The organism is Actinomadura sediminis (assembly GCF_042675525.1).
Classification (GTDB): Bacteria; Actinomycetota; Actinomycetes; order Streptosporangiales; family Streptosporangiaceae; genus Spirillospora; species Spirillospora sediminis.
Genome location: NZ_JBHTJA010000003.1, coordinates 42,245 through 55,774, shown reverse-complemented (window position 1 = coordinate 55,774; position 13,530 = coordinate 42,245). Strand labels below are relative to the sequence as shown.

General features: G+C 74.0%; 17 protein-coding genes. 6 read left to right on the top strand and 11 right to left on the bottom strand.

The features are described from left to right. Positions 1–117: 117 nt before the first annotated feature. Positions 118–726, top strand: coding sequence for a DUF2975 domain-containing protein (locus tag ACFQ11_RS03265; protein WP_378296247.1), 609 nt, complete (start codon positions 118–120; stop codon positions 724–726). Beyond that, positions 726–947 (top strand): helix-turn-helix domain-containing protein, encoded by a 222-nt coding sequence (locus tag ACFQ11_RS03260; protein WP_378296245.1) that lies wholly within the window; start codon positions 726–728, stop codon positions 945–947. The genes ACFQ11_RS03265 and ACFQ11_RS03260 overlap by 1 nt, the downstream gene beginning before the upstream one ends. 2 nt (positions 948–949) lie before the next feature. Here the strand turns inward: ACFQ11_RS03260 and ACFQ11_RS03255 are convergent, their stop codons facing one another. The 3 genes from ACFQ11_RS03255 to ACFQ11_RS03245 are packed head-to-tail and all read right to left on the bottom strand — an operon-like array spanning position 950 to position 2,888. After that, a complete protein-coding gene (locus ACFQ11_RS03255; RefSeq protein ID WP_378296244.1) occupies positions 950–1,840 on the bottom strand; it encodes an LLM class flavin-dependent oxidoreductase in 891 nt (296 codons plus the stop codon). Positions 1,841–1,873: 33 nt separating this feature from the next. Further along, complete coding sequence (locus ACFQ11_RS03250) at positions 1,874–2,377, bottom strand: GNAT family N-acetyltransferase (RefSeq protein WP_378296243.1); 504 nt, start codon at positions 2,375–2,377, stop codon at positions 1,874–1,876. A gap of 55 nt (positions 2,378–2,432) precedes the next feature. After that, the gene (locus ACFQ11_RS03245) at positions 2,433–2,888 is read right to left on the bottom strand and encodes a MarR family winged helix-turn-helix transcriptional regulator (protein WP_378296242.1); all 456 of its coding nucleotides are present in this window, start codon (positions 2,886–2,888) and stop codon (positions 2,433–2,435) included. A gap of 121 nt (positions 2,889–3,009) precedes the next feature. Between ACFQ11_RS03245 and ACFQ11_RS03240 the strand changes: the two genes are divergently transcribed. Continuing rightward, positions 3,010–4,146, top strand: coding sequence for an epoxide hydrolase family protein (locus ACFQ11_RS03240; protein WP_378296241.1), 1,137 nt, complete (start codon positions 3,010–3,012; stop codon positions 4,144–4,146). On the opposite strand, the gene ACFQ11_RS03235 is transcribed toward ACFQ11_RS03240, so the two are convergent. Beyond that, positions 4,133–4,921, bottom strand: a complete 789-nt coding sequence (locus tag ACFQ11_RS03235; protein WP_378296240.1) for an SDR family NAD(P)-dependent oxidoreductase — start codon at positions 4,919–4,921, stop codon at positions 4,133–4,135. The genes ACFQ11_RS03240 and ACFQ11_RS03235 overlap by 14 nt on opposite strands. Positions 4,922–5,006: 85 nt before the next feature. Next, positions 5,007–5,783: an alpha/beta fold hydrolase gene (locus tag ACFQ11_RS03230; protein ID WP_378296239.1), complete on the bottom strand. Its 777-nt coding sequence runs from the start codon at positions 5,781–5,783 to the stop codon at positions 5,007–5,009. 132 nt (positions 5,784–5,915) lie between these two features. Here ACFQ11_RS03230 and ACFQ11_RS03225 point away from each other — a divergent pair, with 132 nt between their 5' ends. Then, complete coding sequence (locus tag ACFQ11_RS03225) at positions 5,916–6,788, top strand: MmyB family transcriptional regulator (RefSeq protein ID WP_378296238.1); 873 nt, start codon at positions 5,916–5,918, stop codon at positions 6,786–6,788. Here the strand turns inward: ACFQ11_RS03225 and ACFQ11_RS03220 are convergent. Then, the gene (locus ACFQ11_RS03220) at positions 6,733–7,911 is read right to left on the bottom strand and encodes a methyltransferase (protein WP_378296237.1); all 1,179 of its coding nucleotides are present in this window, start codon (positions 7,909–7,911) and stop codon (positions 6,733–6,735) included. The two genes, ACFQ11_RS03225 and ACFQ11_RS03220, sit on opposite strands and share 56 nt — an antisense overlap. An 87-nt stretch (positions 7,912–7,998) precedes the next feature. Here ACFQ11_RS03220 and ACFQ11_RS03215 point away from each other — a divergent pair, with 87 nt between their 5' ends. Further along, positions 7,999–8,376: a YrdB family protein gene (locus ACFQ11_RS03215; RefSeq protein WP_378296236.1), complete on the top strand. Its 378-nt coding sequence runs from the start codon at positions 7,999–8,001 to the stop codon at positions 8,374–8,376. Here the strand turns inward: ACFQ11_RS03215 and ACFQ11_RS03210 are convergent. From ACFQ11_RS03210 to ACFQ11_RS03190, 5 genes are all read right to left on the bottom strand, one after another. After that, on the bottom strand, positions 8,373–8,741 hold the full coding sequence (locus ACFQ11_RS03210) for a DUF4180 domain-containing protein (protein ID WP_378296234.1): 369 nt from the start codon (positions 8,739–8,741) through the stop codon (positions 8,373–8,375). The genes ACFQ11_RS03215 and ACFQ11_RS03210 overlap by 4 nt on opposite strands. Further along, entirely contained in the window at positions 8,734–9,195 is a 462-nt protein-coding gene (locus ACFQ11_RS03205) for a helix-turn-helix domain-containing protein (protein ID WP_378296233.1), read from the bottom strand. Before ACFQ11_RS03205 ends, ACFQ11_RS03210 begins: the two co-directional genes overlap by 8 nt. 153 nt (positions 9,196–9,348) lie before the next feature. Further along, positions 9,349–10,623, bottom strand: a complete 1,275-nt coding sequence (locus tag ACFQ11_RS03200; protein WP_378296232.1) for an aspartate kinase — start codon at positions 10,621–10,623, stop codon at positions 9,349–9,351. A 125-nt stretch (positions 10,624–10,748) separates the two neighbouring features. Then, entirely contained in the window at positions 10,749–11,333 is a 585-nt protein-coding gene (locus ACFQ11_RS03195) for a hypothetical protein (RefSeq protein WP_378296231.1), read from the bottom strand. Beyond that, complete coding sequence (locus ACFQ11_RS03190) at positions 11,330–11,950, bottom strand: TetR/AcrR family transcriptional regulator (protein ID WP_378296230.1); 621 nt, start codon at positions 11,948–11,950, stop codon at positions 11,330–11,332. Before ACFQ11_RS03190 ends, ACFQ11_RS03195 begins: the two co-directional genes overlap by 4 nt. A 94-nt stretch (positions 11,951–12,044) precedes the next feature. Between ACFQ11_RS03190 and ACFQ11_RS03185 the strand changes: the two genes are divergently transcribed. Then, a complete protein-coding gene (locus ACFQ11_RS03185) occupies positions 12,045–13,526 on the top strand; it encodes an AlkA N-terminal domain-containing protein (protein ID WP_378296229.1) in 1,482 nt (493 codons plus the stop codon). Positions 13,527–13,530: the final 4 nt, after the last annotated feature.

The window sequence follows — 13,530 nt, the reverse complement described above, 5'->3', positions numbered from 1 at the left end:
AGTGGTCACCGTCCGCTCTGGCCGGGGCGGGGTGGTTCTCTCGGGGGAGCTTGACTCTGGCATATCGTTTATCGTTATTATCGATTAACGATATGGACTCCTCGGAGGGAGGCCGGCATGGACGCTGGTGCGTGGTGGAGGCGGGTCGACGGGCGGGCGCTCGAGGGGGTGGTGGCCCTGGCGCTGCTGCTGGTGGGGCTGTTCGGGGTGCTGCTCCCGGTCCTGGGGGTGACCGGGCCGTTCCCGCCGGTCGACTCCCGGACGGTCGAGCTGGACGGCGCGGCGGCCGTCCCGGGGGCGGGCGCCGGGGACGGCGTCGAGCTGCGGGGCCTGCGCGAGGCCGAGCTGGTGTTCGCCGACCCCGGGCTGGGCGAGCGTGTCCTGCTCGCGCTCCCGGGGGTGACCGGTGCGATCCTGTTCGTCGTGATCCTCGAGCAGCTCGTGCGGATGGCGCGCACGTTCCAGGACGGCGACGTGTTCGTCCCGCGGAACTCGCGCCGGCTGAACGTGATCGCGCTGGCCGTCCTGCTCACCGGCACGCTCGTCCCGCTGGTGGCCTCCCTCACCGCGGACGCGCTGGTGGACGGGACGGCGGTCGAGGCGGCCGTGCGGATCGGGTACGAGCCGTCCGGGCTGTGGACGCTGGTGTCGATCCTGCTGTTCGCGGCGGCGGGCGCGTTCCGGCACGGCACCCGGCTGCGCGCCGACATCGAGGGCCTCGTCTGATGCCGTCCGAGGACGCGCACCAGATCAAGGTGCACCTCGACGCGCTTCTGAAGGACCGGGAGATGACCCTGGCGCAGCTCGCCGAACGGGTGGGCGTGACGGTGGTGAACCTGTCGGTGCTCAAGAACGACCGGGCCAAGGCGATCCGCTTCTCGACGCTCACCGCGATCTGCCGGGAGCTGGGCTGCCAGCCGGGGGACCTGCTCAGCTTCGACGACTGACGTCACAGGAGGGCGCGGGCCTCGGCGAGGAGGTCGACCTGGGTGCGCCAGTCGGGGCCCGCGACGCCGATGACGGCGTGGCGGGCACCGGCGTCGCGGTAGGCGGCGAGGCGTTCGGCGGCCTGGGCGGGCGTGCCGGTGAGCGGGACGTCGGCGACGTCGGCCTGCGGGCGGCCGTAGGCGCTCGCGATGCCGGCGGCGAGGTCGTCGCGGGACGGGACGCCGGGGCCGCCGCCGAGGGCGGACGTGCCGCCGATCGCGACGGTCGGGACGGGACGGTCGTGTGCGGCGGCCAGGTCGGCGAGGACGGTGCGGCCCTCGGCGACCTCGCGCGGCGTGATCAGGGACGGGAACCATCCGTCGCCGCGCCGGGCGGCCCGCCGGATCGCGGCGGGGGAGGCGTTGCCGACCCACACCGGCGGCATCGGCACGGCCGGGGACGGGGCGATGGGCGTGTCGTGCAGGGGCGTGGTCTCGCCGGCGAGGAGGCGGGGGAGCAGGTCGAGGGCGGTGTCGGTGCGGCGGCCGCGTTCGGTGTACGGCACCCCGGCGGCGGCCCACTGGTCGGGGCCGCCGCCCGAGCCGACGCCGAGGACGAGGCGTCCGGCGGAGAGGTACTGGAGCGTCGCGATCTGCTTGGCGGCCCAGGCCAGGGGGCGGAGGGCGGGGACGAACACGCCGGTGCCGATCGTGATCCGTTCGGTGGCGGTCGCGGCGGCGGTGAGGGCGAGGGCGGCGTCCAGTGTGGGCCGCCCGACGGCGAGGTGGTCGCCGTGCCACACGCCGTCGAGTCCGGCGGCTTCGGTATGCCGGGCCGCGTCCCGCAGGGTGATGCCGTCCCGGCGCTGCACGTCGATGCCGGGGAGGATGACGCCGATCTCGAGGTTGTCCATGCCCCGATGGTGGGACCTCGAGTCGACTTGAGGTCAAGCGGGGCGTTCGAAGAGCAGTTCGCGGCCGTCCTGCTCGTCCCACTGCTCGCCGACGTGGACGAACCCGTGCCCGGCGATCGTCGCGAGCGAGCCCGCGTTGTCCGGGCCGATCGACGCGCGGACCGTCCGGACGGACGGTTCGGCGGCGGCCCGGTCGAGGAGCGCGGCGAGCATCGCCCGTGCGTGGCCGCGGCGGCGGTGCGCGGGGTCGACGGAGTAGGCGATCTCGACGGTGCCGTTCTCGTCGGGCGCCCCGTGGTAGCCCGCGTGCCCGACGACGACGCCGTCCGGTTCGGCGACGGCGGCGCGGGCGATCCAGGGCGCGTGCGCCGGGTCGCGGGCGATCTGGTCGAGCCGGAACCGCCAGAGCGCCTTGGCGTCGCCGGTCACGAAGTACTCGGTGAGCGGCGCGCCCGCCGCGGCGGACGCGCGGTCGAGGTCGCCGTCGGCGAGCGCGCGCAACGCGGCCTCGGGCAGTTCGACGAGACGGATGGGCATGGGCGGCTCCTCGCGGTGGGGGGCGGTCGATTGTTCCGGTGTCGCCCGGCGGATGTCAGCCGGTTTTCGCGTGGTGCTCCACGACGCGGGCGAGCAGCCCGACGAGACGGTCGCGGTCGGCGGGGGAGAGCGGGGCGAGAAGCTCGTCCTGGACGCCGGACACGACGGTGTCGAGGTGCTCCAGGCGCCGGACGCCGTCCGGGGTGACGGTGACGATGTTGCGGCGCCGGTCGTCGGGGTCGGTGGCGCGCTCGACGAGGCGTTCGGCGGCGAGTTCGTTGAGTGCGGCGACGACGTCGCTGCGATCGATGCCGGTGCGGCGGCCGAGTTCGGCCTGGCTCGCCGGTCCGAGCTGCTCGAGGGCGGTGAGCAGCCGGTAGTGGTACCCGCGGGAGCCGGTGGCGGCGAAGGCGTCGGACAGCAGGCGGTGGCCGTGCGCGTAGGCCTGGCTTATCAGCCAGGTCGGGAGGCGGTGGAGGCGGTCGAGCGGCTCGGCGTCGGCGGTGTTCACGCGGACCAGTCTAGAGCTTGTTGGTGCGGCCAACAATTGCTACTGTTGGTGCAGTCAATGTTGGCATTACCAATGAATTGTCTGCGACCGCACCGCCGTGTCCCGACCTGGGAGGTCACGAATGCCTGACATCACCCCCTACACGTTGGACGTGCCGCAGCGCGACCTCGACGACCTCGCGGCCCGCCTCGACCGCGTCCGGTGGCCCGACGAACTACCGGGCGTCGGCTGGGACCGCGGCGTCCCGCTCGCCCGCATGCGGGAACTCGCCGAGTACTGGCGCACCGGTCACGACTGGCGCGCCCAGGAGGCGCGGATCAACGAGTTCCCGCAGTACACGACCGAGATCGACGGCGCGAACGTGCACTTCTTCCACGTCCGCTCCCCGGAGCCGGACGCGCTGCCGCTGATCGTCACGCACGGGTGGCCGAGCGCGTCCGCCGACTTCCTCGACATGCTCGGGCCGCTCACCGACCCGCGCGCGCACGGCGGCGACCCGGCCGACGCGTTCCACGTCGTCGTCCCGTCCCTGCCGGGGTTCACGCTGTCCGGGCCCACGCGCGACACCGGGTGGAACGTCGGACGCATCGCGCGCGCCTGGGCCGAGCTGATGGAACGCCTTGGGTACACCCGGTACGGCGCGCAGGGCGGTGACTGGGGCTGGCCGGTCTCGCTGGCGCTGGCCGGTGTCGCCCCAGACCGTGTGGTGGGCCTGCACACGAACTACCTCCCGTCGCCCCCGGGGGAGACCGAGGGCCTGACAGAGGACGACCTGGAGCGGCTCGCCCGGCAGAAGGAGTACGTGTCCGCCCCCGCCGGCTACTGGCAGATGCAGTCCACGCGCCCGCAGACGCTCGCGTACGCGCTCGCCGACTCCCCCGTGGGCCAGCTCGCGTGGATCGCCGACCGGGTCACCGCCTGGACGGACCCCTCGATCGGCGTCGACGACGACCGGCTGCTGACGACCGTGTCGCTGTACTGGTTCACCGGGACGGCCGGGTCGTCGTCGCGGCTGCACGCGGAGAACACGGGCACCCGGGGCGGGCTGCCCGCGTGCCCGGTGCCGCTGGGGGTGGCCGTGTCGCCGCACGACCTCGTCCGCCCGGTCCGGCGGCTCGCCGAGCGGTACCACGACGTCGTCCACTGGACGGAGTTCGACCGGGGCGGGCACCTGCCCGCGCTGGAGATCCCCGAGTCGCTCACCGCGGACGTCCGGGCGTTCTTCCGGCTCGTCCGCCGACCGGTCACGGCTCGGTGAGGTCGTCGGAGAGGGCCCGCAGGCGGGCGCGGGCGTCGGCGTCGTACGCCTGCGCGTCGGCGCGCGCCTCGTCGAGCCCGTCGAAGAAGCGGCCCGAGACGTCGTCCAAGGCGGGGTCGGCGACGAGCCGGCGGGTGGCGCGGACGCCCTCCTCCAGGGTGCTGACCGGGGACGACACCATCTTCGTCGGCATGTACGTGGCGGGATGCAGGGCGTTCGCGGTGACGCCCGTCCCGTCGAGTTCGGCGGCGAGGTCGAAGGTGAACAGGATCTGGGCGAGCTTGCTCTGGCAGTAGGCCCGGACCGGGCTGTAGCCGCGGGTGAGCATCACGTCGCCGAAGTCGATCGCCTGCTGCCCGAGGCTGCTGACGTTCACGATCCGGGCCGGTGCCGAGGAGACCAGCGTGGGCAGCAGCAGCCGGGTCAGCAGGTATCCGGACAGGTAGTTCACCGCGAACGTCGACTCGTGCCCGTCCGCGCTCTCCTCGCGTTCGCGCGGCCCGCCGATCCCCGCGTTGTTCACCAGGACGTCCAGGCGCGGATGGTCGCCGCGGACGGCCTCGGCGAGGGCGCGGGCCTCGGCGAGGGACGCCAGATCGGCCCGGTACCACGAGGTGCGGCCGCCGATCTCCTCGCGCACGGCCGCACCGCGGGCGTCGCTGCGGCCGTGCACCAGGACGTGCGCGCCCTCGGCCGCGAGCTCGGCGGCGAGGGCGCGGCCGAGCCCGTCGGTGGCGCCGGTGATGAGGATCGTCTGCTCGTTGATGGGACGCATGCCCCCATCGTGCTCGCGCCGCGCCCCGGGACGCCAGGGACGGCGCCGCGCGTTCGTCCGGCGCCGGGGGCCCGGCCGCCGGAGGTCACGGGCGGGACAGGAAGTCCTCGACGTGCTTGAGGAACTCGTCCGGGCGTTCCGCCATCACGATGTGCCCGCTGTCGAGCTCGACGTACTCGGCGCCCGGGATGCCCGCGGCGAACTCCCGGTGGTTCTCCACCGGGAGGGTCGCGTCGTCCCGGGCGCCGACGACGAGCGTGGGCGCGGCGACCCGCGGCAGCAGGGACCGGACGTCCACCCGCCGCACCAGGTCGACCTGGCGGAGCCGGTCCGGCGTCGGGCGCATGAACCCGTGGGACTGCTCGATCGCGTCGTGCCCGGCCCGGTTCATGAACGCGCGGCTGTAGGCGAGGAGGGTCGAGTACCGGCCGAACGCCTCCGCGTCGCCCGCGACCGCGAGCCACGCCGCGACCATCTGCCGGACGTACTCGTCGCCCGGCCCGGCGACGCCCGCGACCGGGACCAGCCGCCGGACGACGTCCGGCCGCAGCCCCGCGACGGCGGTGGCGACGGGCGCGCCGAGCGAGAACCCGACGACGTCCGCCGGGCCCGTGCCCGCGTCCTCGATGACGGCCGCGACCTGCGCGGCGAGGGTCTCGGCGGTGAGCGGCGCGCCGCCGTCCGCGGCGGGGTCGCTGCCGGACAGGTCGGGCAGCACGACGGTGCGGTGACCGGTGAACCGGTCGAGCACCCCGTCCCACATGGCGGCGCCGGGACCGACGCCGTGGACGAGGACGAGCGCGGGGCCCGTCCCCTCGACGCGGTAGGGGACACGGGCGTCCGCAACGGTGATCGTGGGCATCTTGTCCGCCTTCCGGGTGGTTCCTGTGATGCCCTGAACGTTGCCGGACGCGCCGCGCGTTGAGGAGCGGACCGCGTTGGCTAGGACAACCGGTCCCAGGCTGCGGCGCCGCCGATCACCGATCATGGACGCATGGACATGGACCGCCGCGAGCTCGCCGACTTCCTCCGCCGCTCCCGGGAGCGGCTCCGCCCGCGGGAGGTCGGGCTGCCGGCCGGTCCGCGCCGCCGGACGCCCGGCCTGCGCCGCGAGGAGGTCTCGCAGCTCGCGGGCATGTCCGCCGACTACTACATGCGGCTCGAGCAGGCCCGCAGCCCGCAGCCGTCCGCGCAGCTCCTCGCCGCGCTCGCCCGCGCGCTGCGGCTCACCGCGGACGAGCGCGACCACCTGTACGTCCTCGCCGGGCACCGGCCGCCCGCCGGGCCGTTCGCGGGCGAGCACGTCCGGCCCGGCCTGCTGCACCTGCTGGACCGCCTCGGCGACACCCCCGCGCAGATCCTCGGCGACCTCGGCGACCTCCTCGCGCACAACGCGGCGGCCGAGGCGCTCTTCGGCTGCGTCTGCACGGTCGAGGGGGCCGACCGCAACATCGTCTGGCGGTGGTTCACCGACCCGTTCGTCCGGTCCGCCTATCCCGAGGACGACCACGAGCGCATCGCCCGCGCGCACGTCGCCGACCTGCGCGCCGCCGTGGCCCGGCGCGGGCACGACGCCGCGTCGGCCGCGCTGGTCGAGCGGCTGCACGGCACCGGGGGCGCGTTCACCCGGCTGTGGGAGCGGCACGAGGTCGCGGTCCGCCGCACCGGCCGGATGCGGGTCCGGCACCCGGAGATCGGGACGATCGAGTTCGACGCGGAGGTCCTCGTCACCCCCGCCGAGGACCAGCGCCTCGTCGTCCACACGCCGCCGCCCGGGTCCCGGTCGGTGGAGGCGCTCGAGCTGCTGCGCGTCATCGGGCCGGAGTGGGCCCACCGGAGCCACAGCGCAGGCGCCACAGGGACGTGACCTCGGCGGACCGGGCCGCGTGCAGCGGGTCGTCCGCGTCGGCCGCCTTCGGATGGACGGGCGCCGCGTCGAGCCGGTCGATCACCTGCAGGCCCGCGGCGGCGAACGCGGCGGTCAGGTCGTCCCGCGCCCGCAGTCCGAGGTGTTCGGCCAGGTCGGACAGGATCAGCCAGCCCTCGCCGCCCGGTTCGAGGTGGTCGCCGAGCCCGTCGAGGAACCCGCGCAGCATCCGCCCGCCCGGGTCGTAGACGGCGCGTTCCAGCGGCGTCGCGGGCTTCGCCGGGAGCCACGGCGGATTGCAGACGACGAGGCCGGCGCGTCCGTCCGGGTAAAGGTCCGCCTGCACGACGTCGACCGGCACCTGCAACCGCTCGACGTTCTCCCGGGCACATGCAAGCGCGCGCGGATCGACGTCGGTGGCGACGACCCGGCCCACACCGCGCCGCGCGAGGACGGCCGCGAGGACGCCCGTGCCGGTTCCGATGTCGAACGCGGACGTCACGCCAGGCGGGATCGGCGCGCGCGCGACGAGATCGACGTACTCGCCCCGGATCGGGGAGAACACGCCGTAGTGCGGGTGGACGCGGTCACCGCCGAGAGCGGGCACGGGCACGCCTTTGCGCCGCCACTCGTGCGCGCCGATCACCCCGAGCAGCTCCCGCAGCGGCACCACGTACGGCTCCTCGCACGGCCCGTACGCCTCCGTGCACGCGTCCCGGACGTCCGGCGCCCGCCGCAGCGGGACCACGTGCCCGGCCTCGACCGGCACCAGCACCATCCCGAGCGTGCGCGCGCGCTGGGCCCGCGCCTGCCGGAACAGGTGGAAAGCCTGGAGACCGGACGGTTCGGTCTTCTTCCTCTTACGCGTGGGTGCGTCGATCCTGCGCGCGATCGCCTGCACGAGCTGCCGGGCGTTCTGGAAGTCGCCCCGCCACAGCAGCGCCGTGCCCTCGCACGCCGCACGGTACGCGTCGTCCGCGCGCGTCCCGTCGTCGGCGGCCGTCACCCGGCGGGGCGGCGGCGCGGTCTCCGACCGCCAGCGCGCGCGGCGGCCCCGATCGTCCTCGAACCAGCCGACGCCCGGTTCGTCCGACACGTCCGCCCGCCCCTGCCCAGCACTCATACCGCGACCGTTCTGTGAGATCCCGCTTGGATCGTACGGCCGGTTCCGGCGTGACCGGGCGGCTCGGAACGGTGCGACAATCCGCGAATGCGACTTCCCGGGCCCGTCCACGTGGCCAACGAGGGTTTGGCCTTCCTCATCGAGATGGCCGCGTTCGCCGCGCTCGCCTGGTGGGGGTTCACGGCCGGAGACGCGGTAGCGGTCAACGTCCTCCTCGGCATCGGGGCACCGGCCGCGGCGATCGTCCTCTGGGGCCTGTTCGCCGCCCCGAAGGCCCGGTTCGACGCGGGGCTCCCGGTCGTCCTGCTGGTGAAGGCGCTCGTGTTCGCGGCCGCCGCCCTGGCCGTCCTCGGCGTGGGGAGCCCCGTGCTCGCCGCCGTGTTCGGGGCGGTCGCCTTCGTCAACACCGTCCTCGCCACGCTCGACCGGGACGCCCGCTTCCGCACCGCGCGGGACGGCGGCTAGGCGGACGGGCGGAGGCGGGCGTCCAGGGCGTCCAGGTCCGGGACGAACCAGATGTGGCCGCCCGTGTTCGACTCGGCGACGAGGGCGCGCAGCGCCGAGCTCGTCTCCAGGTGCGCGGAGATGTCGCCGACGATCGCCAGCCGGATCCGGTAGTTGACGAACTTCTGCATGATCTCGCCCGCGAACCGGGTGCCGAGGGCGAAGAACCGCTCGTCCAGGCGTCGCGCGGGCACGGCCACGACCTCGGCGCCGAGGAACGCGGCGCCGATCAGGTCGAGCGCGTCCTGCTCGGTGGCGATCGGCGGGCCGTCCGGGTCGCACACCAGCACCGGCGTCCCGGCCCGGTCCATCATCTCGTCAGCCATCGTGCTCCTCCGCCTCCAGTAGGTCGTTGCCGCCGTCGAGCACGCCCTCCAGAAGGCGCAGTACGTCCGCGGTCGGTCCCGCGCCGCCGAGCACGACGAACTTCAGGCGCCGCCGGCCGGCGTCGTGCACCGCCTGGATCCGCAGGCGGTCCGCGGCGGCCCCGCCGGTGTTCGCGGCGGCGAGGACGAGCGTGCTCAGCCGGTCGGCCGCCGCCCGGTCGACCCCGTCGATCTCGACGATGCTCGACACCTCGACGGACGCGCCCGCGCCCGTCCCACCGCCGGGGGCGGCCGGCCGGCCGGTGAGCGCCTCCAGATCGGCGGGCGCGATCCGGTACTGCTTGCCGATGCGCACGGCGCTGAGCCGTCCATCGCGGATGTAGCCGCGCACCGTCCGCACGTGCAGCCCGAGGAGGTCGGCGACCTCCTCGACCGAGTACATTTTCTCAGTCATCGTTCCCCACCGTACCTCTAATAGGGAACGATACGTACGTTTACAGCATCGGGCGGTCGAATGTTTCACGGGAAACAAGGGCGGATACGGCGACGGGCCGCGCCCCCGGAGCGTCCGGGGTGCGCGGCCCGTCGGGCGACCGGGCGGCCGGGGTCAGCGGCCGGTGCCTCCGTAGACGACGGCCTCGACCTGCTCGGAGTCGAGGTCGAACGCGCGGTGGGCGGCGGCGACGGCGGTGTCCAGGTCGTCCTGCGCGACGACCACCGAGATCCGGATCTCCGACGTGGAGATCATCTCGATGTTCACGCCCGCGTCCGCGATGGCGGCGAACAGCGTGGCGGTGACGCCCGGGTGCGAGCGCATCCCGGCGCCGATCAGCGACACCTTGCCGATGCGGTCGTCGTAGCGCAGCGACTCGAAGCCGATGCGCTCCTTGACCTTGTTGAGGGCCGACAGCGCGGCCTGCCCGTCCGTGGCGGGCAGCGTGAACGAGATGTCGGTGCGCCCGGTCGACGCGGCCGACACGTTCTGCACGATCATGTCGATGTTGATCTCGGCGTCGGACAGCACCGTGAAGATCGTGGCGGCCTCACCGACCTTGTCGGGGACCCCCACCACGGTGATCTTGGCCTCGCTGCGGTCGTGCGCGACGCCGGAGATGATCGCCTGCTCCATGTCCTGTCCTTCGAGTTCGCTGCTGTCGACGACCCACGTGCCTTCCTTCTGGCTGAACGAGGACCGCACGTGGATCGGGATGTTGTAGCGGCGCGCGTACTCCACGCAGCGCAGATGCAGGATCTTCGCCCCGCTCGCCGCCATCTCCAGCATCTCCTCGTAGGAGATCTTCGGGACCTTCCGCGCGGCCGGCACGATGCGCGGGTCGGCGGTGAAGACGCCGTCGACGTCGGAGTAGATCTCGCAGACGTCGGCGTTCAGGGCCGCCGCCAGCGCCACCGCGGTGGTGTCGGACCCGCCGCGGCCGAGGGTGGTGATGTCCTTGGTGCCCTGCGAGACGCCCTGGAAGCCGGCGACGATGCAGATCGAGCCCTCGTCCAGCGCGGTCCGGATGCGCCCCGGGGTCACGTCGATGATCTTGGCTTTTCCGTGGGAGCCGTCGGTGATGACCCCCGCCTGGGAGCCGGTGAACGACCGGGCCTCGTGGCCCAGGTTCGCGATGGCCATCGCCAGCAGCGCCATGGAGATGCGCTCTCCGGCGGTGAGCAGCATGTCCAGTTCGCGTGCCGGCGGCAGGGGGCTGACCTGCTCGGCCTTGTCGATGAGATCATCCGTCGTGTCACCCATGGCGGAGACGACGACAACGACGTCGTTGCCCGCCTTCTTCGTTGCGACGATCCGCTGGGCGACCCGCTTGACGCACTCGGCGTCTGCGACGGAGGAGCCACCGTACTTCTGCACGATTAGAGCCACGGTTTGGGCGCTCCTCGGTTCGGGGTCAGGCGTACCAGCCGTCCAGTCTACCGAGGTCATCCGCAATGACTACGTGCGGGTAATTCAGGGACGGGCTCCCGAACACCTCTCTCCCCCCGCCGCCGTCAACCGGCGCCGGCCGACGCGCCGGACGGGACGGGGCGTCCGGGGAGCGGGCGTTCGGGGACGGCGTGGGCGACGACGAGCTTGAGCAGCAGGACGACCGGGAGCCACGCGAGCCCGTCCGGTGCGGGGATCGCGGGGGTGAGCATCGCGCCGGTGAGGACGGCCAGCAGGGCGGCCGGACGGGCGAGGCGGCGCGGCGCGCGGGCGACGAGGACGACTCCGGCGAGGGCCCACGCGTACCAGAGCGGCCCCCACCACCACGCGGCGCCGAAGAGGAGCCCGGCGATGATCGGCTGCACGTGGACGGCCGCGAAGCCGATCTCGTCGTGCAGGAACCGGTTCACGCGCGTCGGCCGCACCGGCAGGGGCCCGTGGTAGAAGCGCTTCGCGGAGTCGAGGCCGTTGGCGACGACGCCGCCCGCGAGGTCGTACGCGATCACCGCGATGACGGCGAGCCGCCACCACGACCAGCCCGCGCCGATGCCGAGGCCGAGGGACGCGGCGACGCCGAAGGCGCCCGCGATGTGGGCGAGGGCGCGTTCGCCGCGGGTCGGGTCGACGCCGAGGAACCAGCTCGGTTTCACGTGCGGCCCCCCTCGTGGCCGGTCTTGTCCTGGCCGTTCTCGTCCTGGCCGTTCTTGTCGTGGTCGGTCATGCCGTAGGCGGTCATGGCCTCGGCGGTCCAGCGGGCGAGGCCCTCGGGGGACAACGGGTCGGTGCCGAGGACGTCGGCGATCCGGTGCCGCAGCAGGAGCACCGCGAGGTCGTTGACCAGCAGGAACGCGGTGCGTTCGGGGGTCGGGGCGTGCCGCCGGGCCGCCTCGAACAGGCGGCGGAACAGGCGCGCGCCGGCCGGGTCGTCGCCGGGCAGCAGCCGCGCGAGGTAGGCGGGGACGGGGGAGCCGGGCGGCAGGCGGCGCAGCAGCGCGTCCGCGAGGGACGCGTGGCCGCCGTCCGTCGGGGCCGGGTGCGCGGCGAGTTCGTCGAAGATCTCCTCCAGCAGGCTCACCACGTGCCGGTCGACGGTCTCGCGGAGCGCCTCCTTCGACCCGAAGTGGTGGATGACCAGGGCGGCGGAGACGCCCGCGGCCTCCCCGATCCGGCGGACGGTGACCCGGTCGGGGCCGTGCAGGGCGAACAGGCGCAGGGCCTCGTCGCGGATGACGGCCCGGGCGGTGCGGTCGTCGTTGGCTGAACGCATGTTTGGGATGCTAAACATATGTTTAGTCACTGTGCAACGCTGATGTCGGTTTTCCGCTAGTGGACGCCCGTGGCCGTCGAGGATGCTGGGGAGCATGCACGAGGACGTGGAGAGGTGCGTACGCGCCGTCCGGTCGAAGGACGCCCGGTTCGACGGATGGTTCTTCACCGGGGTGCTGACCACGGGGATCTACTGCCGCCCCAGTTGCCCGGCCGTCACGCCGAAGGCGGAGAACATGCGGTTCTACCCGAGTGCCGCGGCGGCGCAGCAGGCGGGGTTCCGGGCGTGCAAGCGGTGCCGTCCGGACGCGAGCCCCGGCTCGCCCGAGTGGAACCACCGCGCGGACGTCGTCGCCCGCGCCATGCGGCTCGTCGCGGACGGCGTGGTCGACCGTGAAGGCGTCCCCGGACTCGCGCGGAGACTCGGGTACAGCACGCGGCAGATCGAACGTCAGCTCAACGCCGAACTCGGTGCCGGGCCCCTGGCGCTGGCGCGCGCGCAGCGGGCGCAGACCGCGCGGCTGCTGATCGAGACGACGCCGCTGCCGATGGGGGACGTCGCGTTCGCCGCGGGGTTCGCGAGCATCCGGGCGTTCAACGACACCGTCCGGGAGGTGTTCGCGCTCACGCCCACCGAGCTGCGCGACCGGGTCGCGAAGGGGCACCCGCCGGCCGGGTCCGGCACCCTGTCGTTCCGGCTGCCGTTCCGGGCGCCGCTGTGCCCCGACAACCTGTTCGGGCACCTGGCGGCGACGGCGGTGCCCGGGGTCGAGGAGTGGCGGGACGGCGCGTTCCGCCGGGCGTTCCGGCTGCCGCACGGGCACGGCGTCGCGTCCCTGCGCCCGCACCCCGAGTACGTCGCCTGCACGCTCGCCCTCACCGACCTGCGCGACCTCACCATCGCGATCAGCCGGTGCCGGTGGCTGCTCGACCTCGACGCCGACCCCGTCGCCGTCGACGACCAGCTCCGCGCCGACCCGGTCCTCGCGCCGCTGGTCGGCAAGGCGCCGGGACGGCGGGTGCCGCGCGCGGCGGACGGCCCCGAGTTCGCGGTCCGGGCCGTCCTCGGGCAGCAGGTGTCGGTCGCGGCGGCCCGGACGCACGCGGCCCGGCTCGTCGTCGCGCACGGCGACCCGATCGGCGACCCGCTCGGTGGCGCGGGCGGGCTCACGCACCTGTTCCCGACGCCCGAGGCGCTCGCGGACCTCGATCCGGAGACCCTCGCGTTCCCCCGCTCCCGGCGCGTGACCCTGGCGGCGCTCGTGGACGCCCTCACGAAGGACGACATCGACCTCAGCGTCGGGAGCGACTGGGAGTCGGCCCGCGCGCGCTTGGCGACACTCCCCGGGGTCGGGCCGTGGACGATCGAGACCATCGCCATGCGCGCCCTGGGCGACCCCGACGCGTTCATCCCCGGCGACCTCGGTGTGCGCGCGGCGGCCCGCGCGCTCGGCCTCCCGCACACCCCGGCCGCCCTCACCCGCCACGCCGAAGCGTGGCGGCCGTGGCGCGCCTACGCCGTCCAGTACCTGTGGGCGACCGGTGACCACGCCATCAACTACCTGCCCGCCTCCTAGGAGC

Bases quoted from the DNA above. Each gene is read 5' to 3' on its own strand.
- ACFQ11_RS03265 (WP_378296247.1), top strand. From the start codon at position 118: ATGGACGCTGGTGCGTGGTGGAGGCGGGTCGACGGGCGGGCGCTCGAG.
- ACFQ11_RS03260 (WP_378296245.1), top strand. From the start codon at position 726: ATGCCGTCCGAGGACGCGCACCAGATCAAGGTGCACCTCGACGCGCTT.
- ACFQ11_RS03255 (WP_378296244.1), bottom strand. From the start codon at position 1,840: ATGGACAACCTCGAGATCGGCGTCATCCTCCCCGGCATCGACGTGCAG.
- ACFQ11_RS03250 (WP_378296243.1), bottom strand. From the start codon at position 2,377: ATGCCCATCCGTCTCGTCGAACTGCCCGAGGCCGCGTTGCGCGCGCTC.
- ACFQ11_RS03240 (WP_378296241.1), top strand. From the start codon at position 3,010: ATGCCTGACATCACCCCCTACACGTTGGACGTGCCGCAGCGCGACCTC.
- ACFQ11_RS03235 (WP_378296240.1), bottom strand. From the start codon at position 4,921: ATGCGTCCCATCAACGAGCAGACGATCCTCATCACCGGCGCCACCGAC.
- ACFQ11_RS03230 (WP_378296239.1), bottom strand. From the start codon at position 5,783: ATGCCCACGATCACCGTTGCGGACGCCCGTGTCCCCTACCGCGTCGAG.
- ACFQ11_RS03225 (WP_378296238.1), top strand. From the start codon at position 5,916: ATGGACATGGACCGCCGCGAGCTCGCCGACTTCCTCCGCCGCTCCCGG.
- ACFQ11_RS03220 (WP_378296237.1), bottom strand. From the start codon at position 7,911: ATGAGTGCTGGGCAGGGGCGGGCGGACGTGTCGGACGAACCGGGCGTC.
- ACFQ11_RS03215 (WP_378296236.1), top strand. From the start codon at position 7,999: ATGCGACTTCCCGGGCCCGTCCACGTGGCCAACGAGGGTTTGGCCTTC.
- ACFQ11_RS03210 (WP_378296234.1), bottom strand. From the start codon at position 8,741: ATGGCTGACGAGATGATGGACCGGGCCGGGACGCCGGTGCTGGTGTGC.
- ACFQ11_RS03205 (WP_378296233.1), bottom strand. From the start codon at position 9,195: ATGACTGAGAAAATGTACTCGGTCGAGGAGGTCGCCGACCTCCTCGGG.
- ACFQ11_RS03190 (WP_378296230.1), bottom strand. From the start codon at position 11,950: ATGCGTTCAGCCAACGACGACCGCACCGCCCGGGCCGTCATCCGCGAC.
- ACFQ11_RS03185 (WP_378296229.1), top strand. From the start codon at position 12,045: ATGCACGAGGACGTGGAGAGGTGCGTACGCGCCGTCCGGTCGAAGGAC.